Raw genomic sequence first — 15,359 nt, 5'->3', positions numbered from 1 at the left:
ACGTGAGCAGCAGCGGCCTCATCTACGCAGTCATCGTCGGGGCCTGGGCCGCCTACTTGGTGCCGATGTGGCTCCGTAGGCAGGACGAGCTGAACGAGGCCCGTCCGACGGAACGCTTCAGTACCGCCATCCGGCTGCTGTCCGGACGGGCGGGCATGGAGCGCCGGTACGCCAAGGACCTGCGGGCGCGCTCCACCCAGGAGGGGGAGCCGGACGCCGGAGACCCGGACGCCGTCACCGACTCGGTGGACGTCCGGTCCTTCGCCATGCCTCCGACCCGCCGTCAGAACCGCGCCGACGGCGAACCCGAGCAGGCGGACCGGACCGAACCGGCGCGCGACCGGTCCGGCCTCCCGGCGCCCAAGCCGTCCCCCGCGACGCCCAGATCCTCGTCCGGGCCGAAGCCCGCGACCGGTTCGGTGCCCGTGCCGGCGCAGGCCCGGGTGCCCGCCCCGCGGAACACGGCCTCGGCACAGGCGGCCGCGGCGCGCGCCCGGCGCTCCAAGGTGCTCGCGCGCCGACGGCGCACCACCGTCATGCTCTTCGTCGCCTTCACCGCCGGCGCCATCGTCGCCGCCGTCGGCGGCCTCGCCTTCCTCTGGGCGCCGGGCGTGCCCGCCCTCATGCTCAGCGGCTACATCGGGTACCTGCGCACGCAGGAGCGCCGCCGCTTCGCGTACCACATGGACCGCCGCCGCGCCGAGGACGCCGCCCGCAGCCTGCGCGAGCGCCAGCCGCGGCGGCGCGCGCCCCTGGAGGCGGAGCCGGCCCCCGACGAACCGGACGAGGAGCCGGCGCCCGGGACCGAGACCGGCATGTCCGCGCTCGCGGCCGACCGCCGCGCCCTCGTCGAGCAGACCGACCACGCCGAATGGGTCGACCAGCAGCGCGAGCGGCAGCGCCGGCCCGGCCACGGGGACAGTTGGGACCCGGTGCCGGTACCGCTGCCCACCTACGTGACCGCGCCGGTCGCGCCCCGGGCCACCTCCGACGTCGACCTCGGTGCTCCCGACGCCTGGAGTTCGGCGCGCTCCGGCCCCCTGGTGCCGGAGCAGGACGGCCACGCGCCGGACGCCGGGGCGGACCGGCCGGCCGCCGAGCGCGAGCCGGCGCCGGCCGAGGGTCGCGGTGACTCGGTCCCGCCCGCCCGGTCCCGCTCGCGCGGGGCGGCCGCCGGCGCGGCTTCCGCACGCCGGGCCCGTGAACGCGGACGCACCCCGCTCTTCGACCAGTACGAGGACGGCGACCGGCCGCGCGCGGCCAACGAGTGACAGCCGTCACCCCCTCGGAAGCCCGCCCCTGACCAGTCAGGGAACGGATTTCCAAGCACCCCGACGGGGATGCTAGAGTTTCACTCGTTGCAAGGGCCTGTGGCGCAGTCCGGTAGCGCACCTCGTTCGCATCGAGGGGGCCAGGGGTTCAAATCCCCTCAGGTCCACGCAGCTCAAAGCCCCGGTCGAGATCTCTCGACCGGGGCTTTGACGTGCTATACAGCAGTGAAGTACAGCAACTACTTCGGATCTTGTTTCCCGAGATGCTTGCCCAGCTTGCGCAGCGCCCGGCGAGTCGCTTCGGATGGGACGTGCGTGTACACCTCCATGGTGACCGCGATTTTGCTGTGCCGAAGGATCTGCATGGCGACGCGGGGATGCACGTCCAGGGCCGCGAGCAGCGAGCCACAGGTGTGCCGGGTGTCGTGCAGCCGGATCTGGCGGACGCCGGCGCGGGCGGAGCGGTCCATGAACCGGCGGTTGAAGTTGCGCGGCTCCAAAGGCGTGCCGTAGCGCGTGGTGAACACGAAGTCGTTTGCCGTCCATAGCTCACCGGCCGCCTGTCGGGAGAGCTCCTGTTCCGCGCCGACCGCAGGACAGCACGCGCATCTTGCACGGTGCGGCGGGACGGGATCCGTTCGCAGCACTCGGCGATGGCGCAGCAGCGCGAAGTGCCCCGCTTGGCGTCGAGGCCCTGAGCGCAGCACTGGCACTGCTCCAGGAGGCCGTTCACCCAGTTCCTCACGTCCCGCACGGTGAGTTTGTCGAGCCGCTTCGAGCCTAGGCCCGGCTCTGCCGCTCCAGTTACGGATTTCCCTACCTCATCAAGCCCCGGCTGCGCTCCGCTCCGCCGGGCGCGCTCCCGGCTCCGCTGCGGGCGCCGCTCCTGCCTCCGGCCCGCTCCGCCCGCGCTGCGCCGACGCGCGCCCTGGTAAGGGTTGGCCAGCGGCATGAGGTCACGACACGTCGCGGCTGGGGCGGTCGGCTCCGCGACTTTAGCCAGCCACTTTGGTGCGAGCCTCGAAGATCACGGCCCCAACGTCGTGCTTTAACGGGGAGGTCAACTGACTGCCCGACGCGCCGGAAGCTTACGGGGCCATGATCACTCGCCCCAAAGCAGCTCCAGCCCAAAGCCGCTACGCCAACCGCATGCCTACGCGCAGGCTCTGGATCGTCCGCACAACCGACGATCACTTGCGCCCACGCCCCGGCGACCGATGGCCGCCCTTCCCTCGAATGGCGTACCCCGGATGCTGTGCACAGGATGGAGAGGTGCGCACACTGTCCCAACCGAGGCAATCCGTGAAAGGCAAACCAAATGCGCATTCGACGAATCCTCGCCGCCGTCATCGCCACGGCAGCCCTCGCCGGACTCGGGCTCACAGGCGCCGCCACGGCCACCGCCGCCAGCCTCACCCCGGGTGAGTGCGAGCAGGGCGGCGGAACGGTCAATTGGGCGACCAACACCTGCAGTGGCGGTATGTACGACGGACAGATGGTCGACTAGACCCCACTGGCGCCCCGAAGCCACGTGCTGCGGGGCGCTCCTGCGCGAGCGCAGCCGGGAGATGAGCACCTTCGGCACCCATAGCCGCTTTGAAGGCGAGTTCCGCTCCGGGTCGCCTGTGGGCCGTCGGAAGGTGCTCAAGGACAACCAACGCTGACAACCACCGACAGCCAAGTTCGCAGGTCGCAGGTCGCAGGGTTGGCCGGGTTCAGGGCCGCAGTCCACGGAGCCGGTCCTGCACTTCTTCGGCTAATGACCGAGCTGGAGCCCAGGCCGGCCCGTTGCTGCTCGGCCAGCACCTCTGGACCGTTGCAGTACCGCAGCGAAGTACAGCAACCCCACCGACCAGCGCCAACCGCCTTTGCCCCTAGCCAGGTACGCCACCAGCCCAGGAGACCTCAGCGACCACCATGCCCATAGTTCGCATCGAGGGGGCCAGGGGTTCAACTCCCCTCAGGTCCACGCACAGAGCCGTTCGCGAGTCAGCTCGTGAAGGGTTCACGAGATCCCGTCCAACTCTACGAGTCGGGCGGGATCTTTCGTTTTTTGCCCGTGGGAATCGTCATGGGGGTAGTCGCGCCGCCGGTGGTCCGGACACCCGAACGCCGGACCGCGTCCGGCAGTTGGAGGAAACGGCGGTCTCCCGACCGTGCCGATCCCGGCTCACGCGTCCGTGATGCCGTCGTGAGGCTGCGCGGCGGCCTGGTCGTCCGTCGTGCCGGACCCGGGCGGAGCCGGTGCCGGACGGATCGAGGCGAAGGCCGCGGCGAGCAGTTCGAGCAGGGGCGCTGCGCGGGGGTGGGCGTCGCGGCGCGGTGTGATCGTGTAGACACCGCGGGTCGGGGGATCCACCAGGCCGACCGTGGTGACGTCGGCCCTCAGCGCGCGCGTCAGCGCTCCGGGGACCAACGCGATGGCGTGACCGGTGGCGACCAGAGCCAGCTTGCCGGGCAGATCGGCCGCGGCGAGGTCGATGCGGGCGCTGACTCCGGCGCGGGCGGCGTGCCGGCCCAGGAGCGCCGCCGAGCCCTCGTTGTCCTCGACCCAGGTCTGATCGGCCAGCGCCTCGATGCGCACCGGCCCGCCCCCGGCCAGCGGATGGCCAACGGGCAGTACGACGACCATCTCGTCCAGCCCGAGGAACCGGCGTTCGACCCGCGGGTCGACGGCCAGCCCGGGCGGGGCGTCGGTGACGACGGCGAGGTCGAGATCGCCGGCGACCACGCGGCCGTGCAGCTGCGCGCTCAGGCCGGGGAGCAGGCTCCACCGGACGGACCCGGCCTGCTGCAGCAGGCTGCGGACGGCTTCGGGGACGATCCCCGCGGCGAGGGACGGCGTCGCTCCGATGGCCAGGGGCCGATCGCACACTCCGTCACGAGCGTCGCGTACCGCGCGAACGGCGCGGTCGGCCTCGTTGAGTGTGGCCAGGGCGTGGCGCCGGAACACCTCACCGGCCGGCGTCGGACGCACACCACGCGCGTGGCGCTCCACCAGGAGCACGCCGAGCTGCCGCTCCAGCCCGGCGATCTGCCGGGAGACGGCCGACTGCGTGTGATGCAGCTCGGCTGCAGCCGCCGACAGCGATCCGGTCCGGCACACGGTCACGAAGGCCCGCCACACAGTCAGATCCATGGCGGCAGTATGGCGGTCGGTATGCGGCTCCCGCAGGGTGGGCATGCGAAATCTGCGCTTGTCGCAACGTTCGGGGTGCACCACTGTGGCGCACATGACCACACCGCACACGATCGCCGTCCTCGGTCTGGGACGCATGGGCGGCGCGATCGCGACCCGACTGGCCGCCCAGGACTGGGACGTCGTCGGCTGGACCCGCTCGGGGCGCACCTCAGGCACCGTCAGGACGACCCGCGACCCGAACGAGGCCGTGGCGCAGGCCGACCTCGTCCTCCTGGCGCTGTTCGACGGGCCGGCCTGCCGGCAGATCCTCGACGACGTCCGTGACTCCCTGCGAACGGACGCGATCGTGCTCAACACCAGTACCGTCGCCCCCGCCGAGGCGTCGCGGCTGGCCCGGCGACTCGGGCCGTCCTACATCCACGCACCCCTGCTCGGCTCGGTGCCGGCTGCCGCCGCCGGCACCCTGCAGATCCTCGCCGCCGCCGACCAGGACGCACTCGACCGGGTCCGACCGGTTCTGGAGGCGCTGGGCACCGTCCGGCGCGCGGACGACGCCCCCACCGCCGCCGCGCTCAAGCTGATCGCCAACAGCGGCCTCGCCGGAGCCGTCCTCGCACTGCGTGACTCACTCCGGCAGGCCGACGCCCTCGGCCTGCCCCGCGCACAGACCCTGGACGTCCTCGAACTCGGCCGGCTCGGCGGACTCGTGGCCGTCAAGCGCCACTTCCTCCTCGGAGAGCCGTCCGCTGCCGCGGCCGAATTCACGATCGGCGCTCTGGCCAAGGACATGGCACTGCTGGCCGCCGCGTCGGACACCCCCTTGCGCAGCGCGGCCGGTCTGGCCGGCACCCCTGCCTCCCCCGAGGCCGACATCGCCGTCGCCGCCACGGTCCCCGCCGTGGAGGAGGCCGTGCTCACGCCGCTCCGGGCCTACATCCGCGGACACGCCACCGGCGACCCCGCCCACTTCCGTGACGCGTTCCTTCCCACCGCCCACATCGAGGGAGTCCGGGACGGCGCCTTCGTCTCCTGGCGCCTGGACGAGTACTGCGCCCTCTTCCAGGGCCGGCCCGCCCCGGACGAGCCGACCCGCACCCGCCGCATCGACGCCGTCGATGTCCACGGCACCGTCGCGACCGCCACCATGACGCTCTCGCACGGCGCGGACACGTTCACCGACATCTTCCTGCTGGTCCGCGCCGACGAGGGCTGGCGCATCGCCAACAAGGCGTATCACCGCCACTGAGACCAGGGCGTACGGCCGCCACCGGGCGCGCGAGCCGGTACCGGTCCCCGGGCGAGGATCACTGCGCACCCGGGGAACGATCTTCACTGCCTTGGCCGCCGCGCGTCACGCGCGCGCGGGCACCCCGCACGTCATGCGGCCCGGCCGGCGGAAGCCGGCCGGGCTCTCTCGTGTTCACAACCGCTTCGCGTAGCAGCGACTCTCCTCGTAGTGGCGGTAGTAACCGAACTTGGCGCACGGCTCGTAACCGCTCGACGTGTACAGGGCGATGGCCTCCGGCTGCTTGGTGCCGGTCTCCAGGACCATGCGGACGCGGCCGGCCATGCGGGCGTCCTCCTCCAGGGCCGCGAGGATGCGCCGGGCGAGGCCCAGGCCGCGCATCCCCTCGACGACGAACATCCGCTTGAGCTCGGCGTCGCCGTCCTCGTTGCCCTCGCCGTTGCTGTCCTGGCTGCGCCAGCCGCCGGTGGCGACCGGCCGGTCGAACTCGTCGTACGCGATCAGGTAGGCGCCTCGGGGCGGGTCGAAGTCGGCGGGGTCGAGCACCGTGGCGTCGCCGCCGTCGCCGTAGCGCAGGTGGTACTCCTCCTGGACCACGTCGTTGAGCTTGACGGCGTCGGGATGGTCGAAGCGAACGCGACGTATATTCATGCTGGGCATCGTACTTCTATGCAAAGGAAAAAACCGGCCTCGCCCAGTGTGCCGGTATCGTGCCGGGGTGCTGACTGTGACCTCGGTGAATGTGAACGGACTGCGGGCCGCCGCCCGGAAGGGCTTCGTGGAGTGGCTGGCCCGGACCTCCGCGGACGTCGTCTGCCTGCAGGAGGTGCGTGCCGAGCCGCACCAGCTTCCCGAGGAGGTCCGGCAGCCCGACGGCTGGCACGTGGTGCACGCCCCGGCCGCCGCCAAGGGGCGAGCGGGCGTCTCGCTGTACACGCGACGCGAACCCGACCGCGTCCGCATCGGCTTCGGCTCCGCCGAGTTCGACGGCAGCGGGCGCTACGCGGAGGCCGACCTGCCCGGTGTGACCGTCGCCTCCCTCTACCTCCCCTCCGGCGAGGTGGGAACCGAGCGCCAGGACGAGAAGTACCGCTTCATGGACGAGTTCCTGGTCCACCTCAGGGGGCTGCGCGAGCGGGCCGCCGCCGACGGACGCCACGTGGTGGTCTGCGGCGACTGGAACATCGCCCACCAGCCGGCCGACCTCAAGAACTGGCGTGGCAACACCAGGAGATCCGGCTTCCTCCCCGAGGAGCGGGACTGGCTCACCCGGGTCCTCACCGCCGATGACGGCGGCTACGTGGACGTCGTGCGCGCCCTGCACCCGGACGTGGCGGGCCCGTACTCGTGGTGGTCGTACCGGGGGCGGGCCTTCGACAACGACTCGGGCTGGCGGATCGACTACCACCTGGCCACGCGCGCGCTCGCGGACCGGGCGGTCAAGGGGTTCGTCGAGCGCGCCGCGACGCACGGCGAGCGGTGGAGCGACCACGCGCCGGTGACCGTCGTGTACGACCTCTGAGGGCCCGCGGCGGTCGCCGGCGGCCCGGCCTTCAGTCCCGCTTGCCGATCCGCCGGTCCAGGGCCAGGGAGAGTTCCGCCTCCACCACGCTGCGGGCCAGGGGGCGCAGGCGGTGGAGGTCCTCCTCGGGGGCGTGGCGGAGGATCATGTCGGCGAAGAGGGCGGCCAGGGCGTCGGCGTGCTCGCGGACGCGTTCGCCGGCCGCCAGTACCTCCGCCAGGGGTATGCCCTCGCGGACGAGGGCGGAGGAGACGTCCAGCAGGCGGCGGCTGATGTGGACGATCTCGTCGCCGTCGGTGCCCAGGTAGCCGAGGTCCATGGCGGCGGCCAGGTTCTCCGGGGTGACCTCGCCCTCGAAGCGGGCGGCGAGTTCCTCGGGGGTGAGGCGGACCGGCTCCTCCTCGGTGGGGGCGCCGACGCCGAGCAGGTCGGCGACGTCGCGGCCCTGGTCGAGGGCCTCCGCGAGCTCCGCGATGCCGGTGAGGGTGTGGCCGCGTTCGAGGAGTGCCGCGATGGTGCGCAGGCGGGCCAGGTGGTGGTCGTCGTACCAGGCGATGCGGCCCTCGCGGCGGGGTGGCGGGATCAGCTTGCGTTCGCGGTAGAAGCGCAGGGTGCGCACGGTGATGCCGGCCAGGCGGGCCAGTTCCTCCATGCGGTACTCGCGTGCCCCGCCGCCCTGCTCGACCTCGTGTGCGCCGTCGTCCGTCACGTTCGCAGCCTATGTTGTACCGCCGGTAACTTTCCCTTCCCCGCCCTCTACCGCTCGGTACGCCGCTGCTCTACAGTCCCATTGCGCCAGTGTTCACTGGCATGGTCCAAGGCGATGCGTGGAGGCTTCGGGATGGCCGAGCACGAGCATGTACGGGTGGCGGTGATCGGGTCCGGGTTCGGCGGACTGGGGGCCGCGGTGCGGCTGCGCCGCGAGGGGATCACCGACTTCGTCGTCCTGGAGCGGGCCGACGGGGTCGGCGGCACCTGGCGGGACAACAGCTATCCCGGGTGCGCCTGTGACGTGCCCTCCCATCTGTACTCCTTCTCCTTCGCCCCCAACCCCGACTGGCCGCGCACCTTCTCCGGGCAGGAGCACATCCGGGCCTATCTGGAGCACGTCACCGATGTGTTCGGGCTGCGCCCGCACCTCCGCTTCGGTGCCGAGGTGAAGCTGATGCGCTGGGACGGAGAGCGGCTGCGGTGGGAGATCGAGACCGCGCGGGGCACGCTCACCGCCGACGTGGTCGTCTCCGCCACCGGACCGCTGTCCGACCCGAAGACGCCGGGCATCCCGGGACTCGAGACCTTCCCCGGCAAGGTGTTCCACTCGGCCCGCTGGGACCACGACTACGACCTGCGCGGCAAGCGGGTCGCCATGGTCGGCACCGGCGCCTCCGCCATCCAGATCGTGCCCGCCATCCAGCGCCAGGTCGGCCGGCTCACCCTCTTCCAGCGCACCCCGCCCTGGGTGATGCCGCGCATGGACCGCGCCATCGGCGCCGCCGAACGCCGGCTGCACCGGGCGCTGCCGTTCACCACCCGGCTCAGGCGCGGCATGCTGTGGGGCATCCGCGAACTGCAGGTGCAGGCGTTCACCAAGCACCCCGACGAACTCGGCCTGGTCGAACGGCTCGCCAAGCGCAACATGGCCCGCGCCGTCAAGGATCCGGCGCTGCGCGCCAAGCTCACCCCCGACTACCGCATCGGCTGCAAGCGGATCCTGCTGTCCAGCGAGTACTACCCGGCGCTGGCCCGACCCAACGTCGACGTCGTCGCGAGCGGGCTCAGCGAGATCCGCGGCTCCACCGTCGTCGCGGCCGACGGCAGCGAGGCGGAGGTCGACGCGATCATCTTCGGCACCGGCTTCCACGTCACGGACATGCCCATCGCCGAGCGGGTGGTGGGGGCCGAGGGGGTCACGCTCGCCGAGACCTGGAAGGGCGGCATGCGGGCGCTGCGCGGGGCCTCGGCCGCCGGGTTCCCCAACTGGATGACGATCATCGGGCCCAACACCGGCCTCGGCAACTCCTCGATGATCCTCATGATCGAGTCCCAGCTCACCTACATGGCCGACTACCTGCGCCAGCTCGACGTGCTGGCGGTCCCCCCGGGCCCTGGAGGCACCGGGGGAGGCCGTGTCGCCCTCGACGCGCGGCCCGCCGCCGTCGACGCCTGGAACCACAGGGTGCAGGAGCGCATGAAGCGGACCGTGTGGAACACCGGCGGCTGCACGAGCTGGTACCTCGACCCGAGCGGCCGCAACACCACCATCTGGCCCGGTACGACGGCGGAGTTCCGGCGCGCGACCCGTCGGGTGGACCTGGCGGAGTACGAGGTCGTCCGGCGGCCCGGCACCCGGGACGCCGACGCCGGACCGGTGACGGGGCGGACGAGCGAGGCCGCCGCATGAGCCGGAGCGGCGCGGTGGCCTCCGGCCCGTACGCCCCGCCGGTGCCGGCCCGGACCCTCACCGTGGTCTCCGCGGACGGCGCCCGGCTGCACGTCGAGGTGCACGGCCCCGAGGACGCACCCCCCGTCGTCCTCTGCCACGGCTGGACCTGCTCGACCGCGTTCTGGGCGGCGCAGATCCGGGAACTGGCGGCCGACCACCGGGTGATCGCCTACGACCAGCGGGGCCACGGGCGCAGTCCGGCGAGCCGTGCCTGCACCACCGAGGCGCTGGCGGACGACCTCGAGGCGGTGCTCGCCCACACCCTCGCACGCGAGGAGAAGGCGCTCGTCGTCGGCCACTCCATGGGCGGGATGGCGGTCATGGCCGCCTCCGCGCGCCCCCGGTTCCGCGAACACGCCGCGGCCGCCCTGCTGTGCAGCACGGGCGGTTCCCGGCTGGTCGCCGAGGCACGCGTGGTGCCGCTGCGCGCGGGGTGGACACGCACCTGGCTCACCGGGCGCGTGCTCAGGTCGCGCGCCCCGCTCGGGCCGGTCACGCCCCTGGCGAAGCGCGTCCTCAAGTACGGCACCATGGGCGCCGGTTCGGCCCCGCACATGGTGGAAGCGTGCGCGCGGATCGTGCACGCCTGCCCGCGCACCGTGCGCCACGCCTGGGCCGTCATGCTCGCGGCGCTCGACCTCGACCACGGGGTGCGGGAGTTGCGTGTGCCCACCGCGGTGGTGCACGGCGCCGCCGACCGGCTGACGCCCGTGGCGCACGCCCACGCGCTGGTCGCCGCGCTGCCCCGGTGCCTCGGACTCACCGAGCTGCCCGGCATCGGCCACATGTCTCCCGTCGAGGCCCCGGAGCGGGTGACCGGGAGAATCCGGGAACTCGTCACCACCTACGTCACGGGGGACACGCCCGTCTCCCGTCCCACCGTCGTACAGCACGTCAAGGAGGGCGCATGAGCAGGGTCAGCCTCGAGGGACAGGTCGCCGTCGTCACCGGAGCGGCGCGCGGCGTCGGCGAGTTGCTCGCCCGCAAGCTCTCCGCGCGCGGCGCCCGGGTCGCGCTGGTCGGACTGGAGGAGGACGCGCTCAAGGAGGTCTCCGGGCGGCTGCACAACGAGAGCGCGCACTGGTACGCCGACGTCACCGACCAGGAGGCGATGAGCCGGGTCGCCCAGGAGGTGAAGGCCCGCTTCGGCAAGGTCGACATCGTCGTCGCCAACGCCGGTGTGGCGACCGGGGGGCCCTTCGCCGACTCCGACCCCGAGGCCTGGCGGCGGGTGATCGAGGTGAACCTGATCGGTTCGGCGGTCACGGCCCGCGCGTTCCTGCCGGTGCTGGTCGAGAGCCGGGGCTATCTGCTGCAGATCGCCTCGCTCGCCGCGATCACCCCGGCGCCCATGATGACGGCGTACTGCGCCTCCAAGTCGGGTGTGGAGGCGTACGCGCACAGCCTGCGGGCCGAGGTCGGTCACCAGGGTGTCCGGGTGGGCGTCGGATACCTGTCCTGGACCGACACCGACATGGTGCGCGGTGCCGACCAGGACGACGTGATGCGGGAGCTCAGGCAGCGGCTGCCGTGGCCCTCGAACAAGACGTACCCGCTGGGCCCGGCGGTGGACCGGATCGTCGCCGGGATCGAGCGGCGCTCGGCGCACGTGTACGGGCAGTGGTGGCTGCGGGGCATGCAGGGTGTGCGCGGCTACCTGCCGGCGCTCGTCGGCACCGTCGGCCAGCGCGAGGTGCGGCGGTTCGCGCCTCGGCTCCAGGGCATGCGCTCCGGGCTCGTCGGCGCAGGTGGGGCGGCGGATGAGGCAGCCCGTGCTACGCACCGTAACTGATCGACATGCGCAGCGTGTTGGCCCGTGTGAATCTGGTCGAGGCCCCAGCGGGGGCCGACCCCCACCCACTTCGGGAGTGAACCCACATGGGTATGAAGGACCAGTTCAGCGAGAAGACCAACGACTGGCAGAACCAGCCCCGCGAGAAGGCCGGCCAGCCCCGCGAGAAGGCCGGCCAGGCCCGCGAGAAGGCCGGTCAGCGTGGCCCGCAGGCCGGTCAGCGTGGCCCGCAGCAGGGTCAGCACGGGCAGCAGCAGGGTCAGCGTGGCCACCAGCAGCCCGAGCGGGGCCGGTCGAACATGCGTGACATGGACGACTCGCAGCGGGAGATGGACGACCGCTTCGACGCCGACTACGACGCGTAGCGCTGCGCGGGCTTCGGCTTCTGCAGCCCGGGGTGCCCTCCGAGTCCTTCGGGGGGCACCGTGCCGTGCGTCGTGGGGCCGCGGGTGGGCGAGGGCCGGTCGCGCGGTTCCCCGCGCCCCTCGGTCCGCGCACTGAGGGGGCACGTGCCCCGGGCGGCCCGCGTGCCCCCTTAGGCGGTGCGTCTCGGGGGGAGTTGGGGGCGGGGGGTGTAGGGGACGCCGCTGTAGTCGGGGGGTTCGGCCGCCGGATTGGTCCGCAGGAGCTCCAGGGCCAGTCGGACCGCGTCGTCGAGCTGGGCGTGGCGCCCTTCGGCCCAGTCCAGCGGGGTGCGCAGGATCTCCAGGTCCGGGGCGACACCGTGGTTCTCCACGGACCAGCCGTAGGCGTCGAACCAGGCCGCGTTCATCGGGACTGTGATCACCGTGCCGTCGCCGAGCCGGTGCCGGCCGGTCATGCCGACCACGCCGCCCCAGGTGCGCTGGCCGACGACCGGCCCCAGCCCGAGCAGCTTGAAGGCGGCGGTGATCATGTCGCCGTCGGAGGAGGTCGCCTCGTCGGCGAGGGCCACGACCGGACCCCGGGGCGCGTTCGAGGTGTACGACACCGGCTGGGCGTCGCGGGTCAGGTCCCAGCCGAGGATCGTGCGGCTCAGCGTCTCGATGACGAGTTCGCTGATGTGCCCGCCCGCGTTGCCGCGCACGTCCACGATCAGCGCCGGCCGGGACACCTCCATGCGCAGGTCCCGGTTGAACTGGGCCCAGCCGGAGCCGCCCATGTCGGGGATGTGCAGGTACCCGCACCGGCCGCCGCTCAGCTCCCGGACGACCTCGCGGCGTTTGGCCACCCAGTCCTGGTAGCGCAGGGGCCGTTCGTCGACGAGCGGCATGACGGCGACCCGCCGGGCCCGCCCCGGTTCGCCCGGCGGCGGGGCGAACGTCAGCTCCGTCGTCGTCCCGCCCGAGCCCGCGAGCAGCGGGTACGGCCCGGTCGACGGATCGACGGGGCGGCCGTCCACGTGGGTCAGCACGGCGCCCTCACGGATGCCCGTGCCGGCCAGCGGTGAGCGTGCCTTGGAGTCGGAGGAGTCGCCGGGCAGGATGCGTTTGACGGCCCAACCGCCGTGCCGTTCGACGAGGTTGGCGCCGAGCAGGCCCTGCCGGCGCTGGTAGTGGGGCGGTCCCTCGTTGTGGCGGGCGGCGGTGACGTAGGCGTGCGAGGTGCCCAGCTCGCCGAGGACCTCGCGCAGCAGATCGGCGAAGTCGTCGGGGGAGGCGACCTGTTCGACCAGGGGCCGGTACTGGGCGAGCACCCCGTCCCAGTCGATGCCGCACATTCCGGGGTCCCAGAAGTAGGCGCGGATGAGCCGCCCGGCCTCGTCGTAGGCCTGGCGCCACTCGGCGGGCGGATCGGCGTGGTGCACGATGCGGCGCATGTCGATCCAGACGGTCGTGTCGCCGTCGCCGGGCTCGGTCGACGGCACCGCCCGCAGGTCGCCCTCGTCGACGACCATCAGCCGGGTCGCGTCCCCGCTCACCGCGAACCAGTCCAGGTGGTCCACCAGTTCGGACTTCTTGGCCTTGGCGATGTTGAAGTACTCGAGCGTCGGCCGGCCGCTGATGTCGGCCGGGTTGGCGAAGGTCTCGCCGAGCGCCCCGGAGATGGGCCAGCGCAGCCAGACCAGCCCCCCGCCGGCCACCGGGTGCAGCGCGGAGTACTTGGAGGCGACGACCGGGAACGGGGTCACCCGGTTCTCCAGTCCCGCCACCTCCACGATCACCGCGCCGCCCTCCGCGCCGCCCTGGTCCTCGATCGGGTCGAGCCCCCCGGCGGCCGGGCGGCCCTCGGGGTTCAGGGCGAAGGGGGAGGGGGTCGCCGAGGAGAGCGGGACCAGGTAGGGGCGGCAGCCCAGCGGGAAGGACAGGTCGCCGGTGTGGACGTCGTACACCGGGTCGAAGCCGCGCCAGGACAGGAAGGCGAGGTAGCGGCCGTCCCGGGTGAAGACGGGGTTCTCGTCCTCGAAGCGGCCGTTGGTGACGTCGACGACGTGCCGGTCCTTGATGCGGGCCAGCCTGATCTGCCGCAGCGAGCGGCCGATCCCCGGGTGTGACCAGGCGACCCAGGAGCCGTCGGGGGAGAAGGCGAGGTCGCGGACGGGGCCGTTGACGGACCGGACCAGCTCGGTGACCCGGTCGTCCGGGGCCGCCGCGGCCCCGCCGCCGGACGCCCCGGAGCCGTTGGCGTCCCCGCTCTTCCCGCTCTCCTCGCCGTCCCCGCGGGCCACCGGGCCCCCGGCGGCGGCCCCTTCCACGCCCTCGGCCCCCTCCTCGTCCGCGACGTCGATCAGCAGCAGCCGTCCGTCGTGGGAGGCGACGGCCAGCCGTTCGCCCAGTGGGTCGGACACCATCTCCAGGACCCGCCCCAGCCCGCCCCGGCCCAGCCGGCGCGTGGCGCGGTCGCCGGAGGCGCGGGGGAGCCGGGCGATCTCGACGGCGTCCTCGCCCTCGGCGTCGGTCACGTACGCCACCCGCCCGGTGGTGCCGAGCATCTCCGGCAGCCGGACCCGGACCCCGGGCGTGTCCGTGATCGTGCGGGACGGGCCGTCCCGGTGCGTGAGCCAGTACAGGCTGCCCCGGACGACGACCGCGCTGGCCCGCCCGGTCTCGTCCATGGAGATGCCGTCCACGTGCTGGGAAGCCGGCACCTGGTGCCGGCGGCGCCCGGCGCGCGGACCGCCGAGCCGGATGTCGAGCCTGCGCGGCAGGGCGTCCGGGGCGAAGTCCTCCACGAGCCACAGCTCCCCCGCGCACTGGTAGACCACCCGGCTGCCGTCGCTCGAGGCGTGCCGGGCGTAGAAGGCGTCGTGGTCGGTGTGGCGGCGCAGGTCGGTGCCGTCGTGCGCGCAGGAGTAGAGGTTGCCGACGCCCTCGTGGTCGGAGAGGAAGGCGATCCGGCCGCCGACGAACATGGGGGAGTGCAGGTGCCCGCCGATGTCCGGCAGCAGCCGCTCTCCGTGCAGCCAGAGCCGGCCCATGGCACCGCCCCGGTACCGCTTCCAGGAGGCCGGTTCGTGCGGTGGGGTGCCGGTGAGCAGCAGGCTTCTGCGCTCGCCGTCGATGTCGGCGACCTGGATGTCGGCGACCGGCCCCCAGGGCAGTCTGCGGCCGGGGGCGCCGTCCGTGGTCACCTTGTAGGCCCAGGTGAAGTAGGAGAAGGGCTCGCCGTGGGAGGTGACGGCGAGGATGTCGCCGTCCGGGGTCCAGCCGCACACCTGGGTGTCGGCGCTGCCCCAGTACGTGAGCTGCCGCGCGGGTCCGCCACCGGCGCCGACGAGGTGGATCTCGGGCACCAGGGTGCGCCAGGTGGTGTAGGCGATGTGGCGGCCGTCGGGGGAGAAGCGGGGGTGCCCGGTCTTGGCGCGGTCCACGGTCAGCCGCCAGGCCCGGTCCGGGGAGTCCAGGGGGGCCAGCCAGAGGTCGTCCTCGGCCACGAAGCACAGCAGGTCGCCGTTGAGGTGGGGCAGGCGCAGATAGCTCACCTCCTCATGCTTTTCCGGGGGAGGGGGGCCGGCAACCGGAGC

Annotated in this window: 13 protein-coding genes and 1 tRNA gene; 9 read left to right on the top strand and 5 right to left on the bottom strand. The window is 72.9% G+C overall.

Annotated elements, in window-relative coordinates; all coding sequences use genetic code 11:
- The first annotated feature begins 2 nt into the window (after window positions 1–2).
- Window positions 3–1,271: a divisome protein SepX/GlpR gene (gene sepX / locus MXD57_RS01815; protein WP_250399454.1), complete on the top strand. Its 1,269-nt coding sequence runs from the start codon at window positions 3–5 to the stop codon at window positions 1,269–1,271.
- Window positions 1,272–1,364: 93 nt separating this feature from the next.
- Window positions 1,365–1,438, top strand: a tRNA-Ala gene (locus MXD57_RS01810).
- 72 nt (window positions 1,439–1,510) lie between these two features.
- Here the strand turns inward: MXD57_RS01810 and MXD57_RS31715 are convergent.
- The gene (locus tag MXD57_RS31715) at window positions 1,511–1,798 is read right to left on the bottom strand and encodes a tyrosine-type recombinase/integrase (protein WP_308290638.1); all 288 of its coding nucleotides are present in this window, start codon (window positions 1,796–1,798) and stop codon (window positions 1,511–1,513) included.
- Between the two features lie 791 nt (window positions 1,799–2,589).
- Between MXD57_RS31715 and MXD57_RS01800 the strand changes: the two genes are divergently transcribed.
- Window positions 2,590–2,778, top strand: a complete 189-nt coding sequence (locus MXD57_RS01800) for a hypothetical protein (RefSeq protein WP_250399453.1) — start codon at window positions 2,590–2,592, stop codon at window positions 2,776–2,778.
- A 663-nt stretch (window positions 2,779–3,441) separates the two neighbouring features.
- Here MXD57_RS01800 and MXD57_RS01795 read toward each other — a convergent pair.
- On the bottom strand, window positions 3,442–4,410 hold the full coding sequence (locus MXD57_RS01795) for a LysR family transcriptional regulator (protein ID WP_250399452.1): 969 nt from the start codon (window positions 4,408–4,410) through the stop codon (window positions 3,442–3,444).
- A 43-nt stretch (window positions 4,411–4,453) separates the two neighbouring features.
- On the opposite strand from MXD57_RS01795, the gene MXD57_RS01790 reads away from it, so the two are divergent.
- The gene (locus tag MXD57_RS01790) at window positions 4,454–5,659 is read left to right on the top strand and encodes a nuclear transport factor 2 family protein (RefSeq protein WP_284504962.1); all 1,206 of its coding nucleotides are present in this window, start codon (window positions 4,454–4,456) and stop codon (window positions 5,657–5,659) included.
- Between the two features lie 174 nt (window positions 5,660–5,833).
- Here the strand turns inward: MXD57_RS01790 and MXD57_RS01785 are convergent, their stop codons facing one another.
- Window positions 5,834–6,310, bottom strand: coding sequence for a GNAT family N-acetyltransferase (locus tag MXD57_RS01785; protein WP_250399450.1), 477 nt, complete (start codon window positions 6,308–6,310; stop codon window positions 5,834–5,836).
- 67 nt (window positions 6,311–6,377) lie between these two features.
- Between MXD57_RS01785 and MXD57_RS01780 the strand changes: the two genes are divergently transcribed.
- A complete protein-coding gene (locus MXD57_RS01780) occupies window positions 6,378–7,181 on the top strand; it encodes an exodeoxyribonuclease III (RefSeq protein ID WP_250399449.1) in 804 nt (267 codons plus the stop codon).
- Window positions 7,182–7,212: 31 nt separating this feature from the next.
- Here MXD57_RS01780 and MXD57_RS01775 read toward each other — a convergent pair whose 3' ends face one another.
- Complete coding sequence (locus MXD57_RS01775; RefSeq protein ID WP_250399539.1) at window positions 7,213–7,833, bottom strand: MerR family transcriptional regulator; 621 nt, start codon at window positions 7,831–7,833, stop codon at window positions 7,213–7,215.
- 189 nt (window positions 7,834–8,022) lie between these two features.
- Here MXD57_RS01775 and MXD57_RS01770 point away from each other — a divergent pair, with 189 nt between their 5' ends.
- From MXD57_RS01770 to MXD57_RS01755, 4 genes are all read left to right on the top strand, one after another.
- On the top strand, window positions 8,023–9,582 hold the full coding sequence (locus MXD57_RS01770) for a flavin-containing monooxygenase (RefSeq protein ID WP_250399448.1): 1,560 nt from the start codon (window positions 8,023–8,025) through the stop codon (window positions 9,580–9,582).
- Window positions 9,579–10,535 (top strand): alpha/beta fold hydrolase, encoded by a 957-nt coding sequence (locus MXD57_RS01765; protein WP_250399447.1) that lies wholly within the window; start codon window positions 9,579–9,581, stop codon window positions 10,533–10,535. The genes MXD57_RS01770 and MXD57_RS01765 overlap by 4 nt, the downstream gene beginning before the upstream one ends.
- Window positions 10,532–11,416: an SDR family oxidoreductase gene (locus MXD57_RS01760; RefSeq protein ID WP_250399446.1), complete on the top strand. Its 885-nt coding sequence runs from the start codon at window positions 10,532–10,534 to the stop codon at window positions 11,414–11,416. The genes MXD57_RS01765 and MXD57_RS01760 overlap by 4 nt, the downstream gene beginning before the upstream one ends.
- 86 nt (window positions 11,417–11,502) lie before the next feature.
- Window positions 11,503–11,781: a hypothetical protein gene (locus tag MXD57_RS01755; protein WP_250399445.1), complete on the top strand. Its 279-nt coding sequence runs from the start codon at window positions 11,503–11,505 to the stop codon at window positions 11,779–11,781.
- A 170-nt stretch (window positions 11,782–11,951) separates the two neighbouring features.
- Here MXD57_RS01755 and MXD57_RS01750 read toward each other — a convergent pair whose 3' ends face one another.
- On the bottom strand, window positions 11,952–15,317 hold the full coding sequence (locus MXD57_RS01750) for a S41 family peptidase (RefSeq protein WP_250399444.1): 3,366 nt from the start codon (window positions 15,315–15,317) through the stop codon (window positions 11,952–11,954).
- Between the last annotated feature and the right edge of the window lie 42 nt (window positions 15,318–15,359).

This window comes from Streptomyces cellostaticus (assembly GCF_023630175.1).
Lineage (GTDB): Bacteria > Actinomycetota > Actinomycetes > Streptomycetales > Streptomycetaceae > Streptomyces > Streptomyces cellostaticus_A.
Note: the sequence above shows the minus strand (reverse complement) of the source record. Positions and strands in the feature narration are given on the sequence as shown.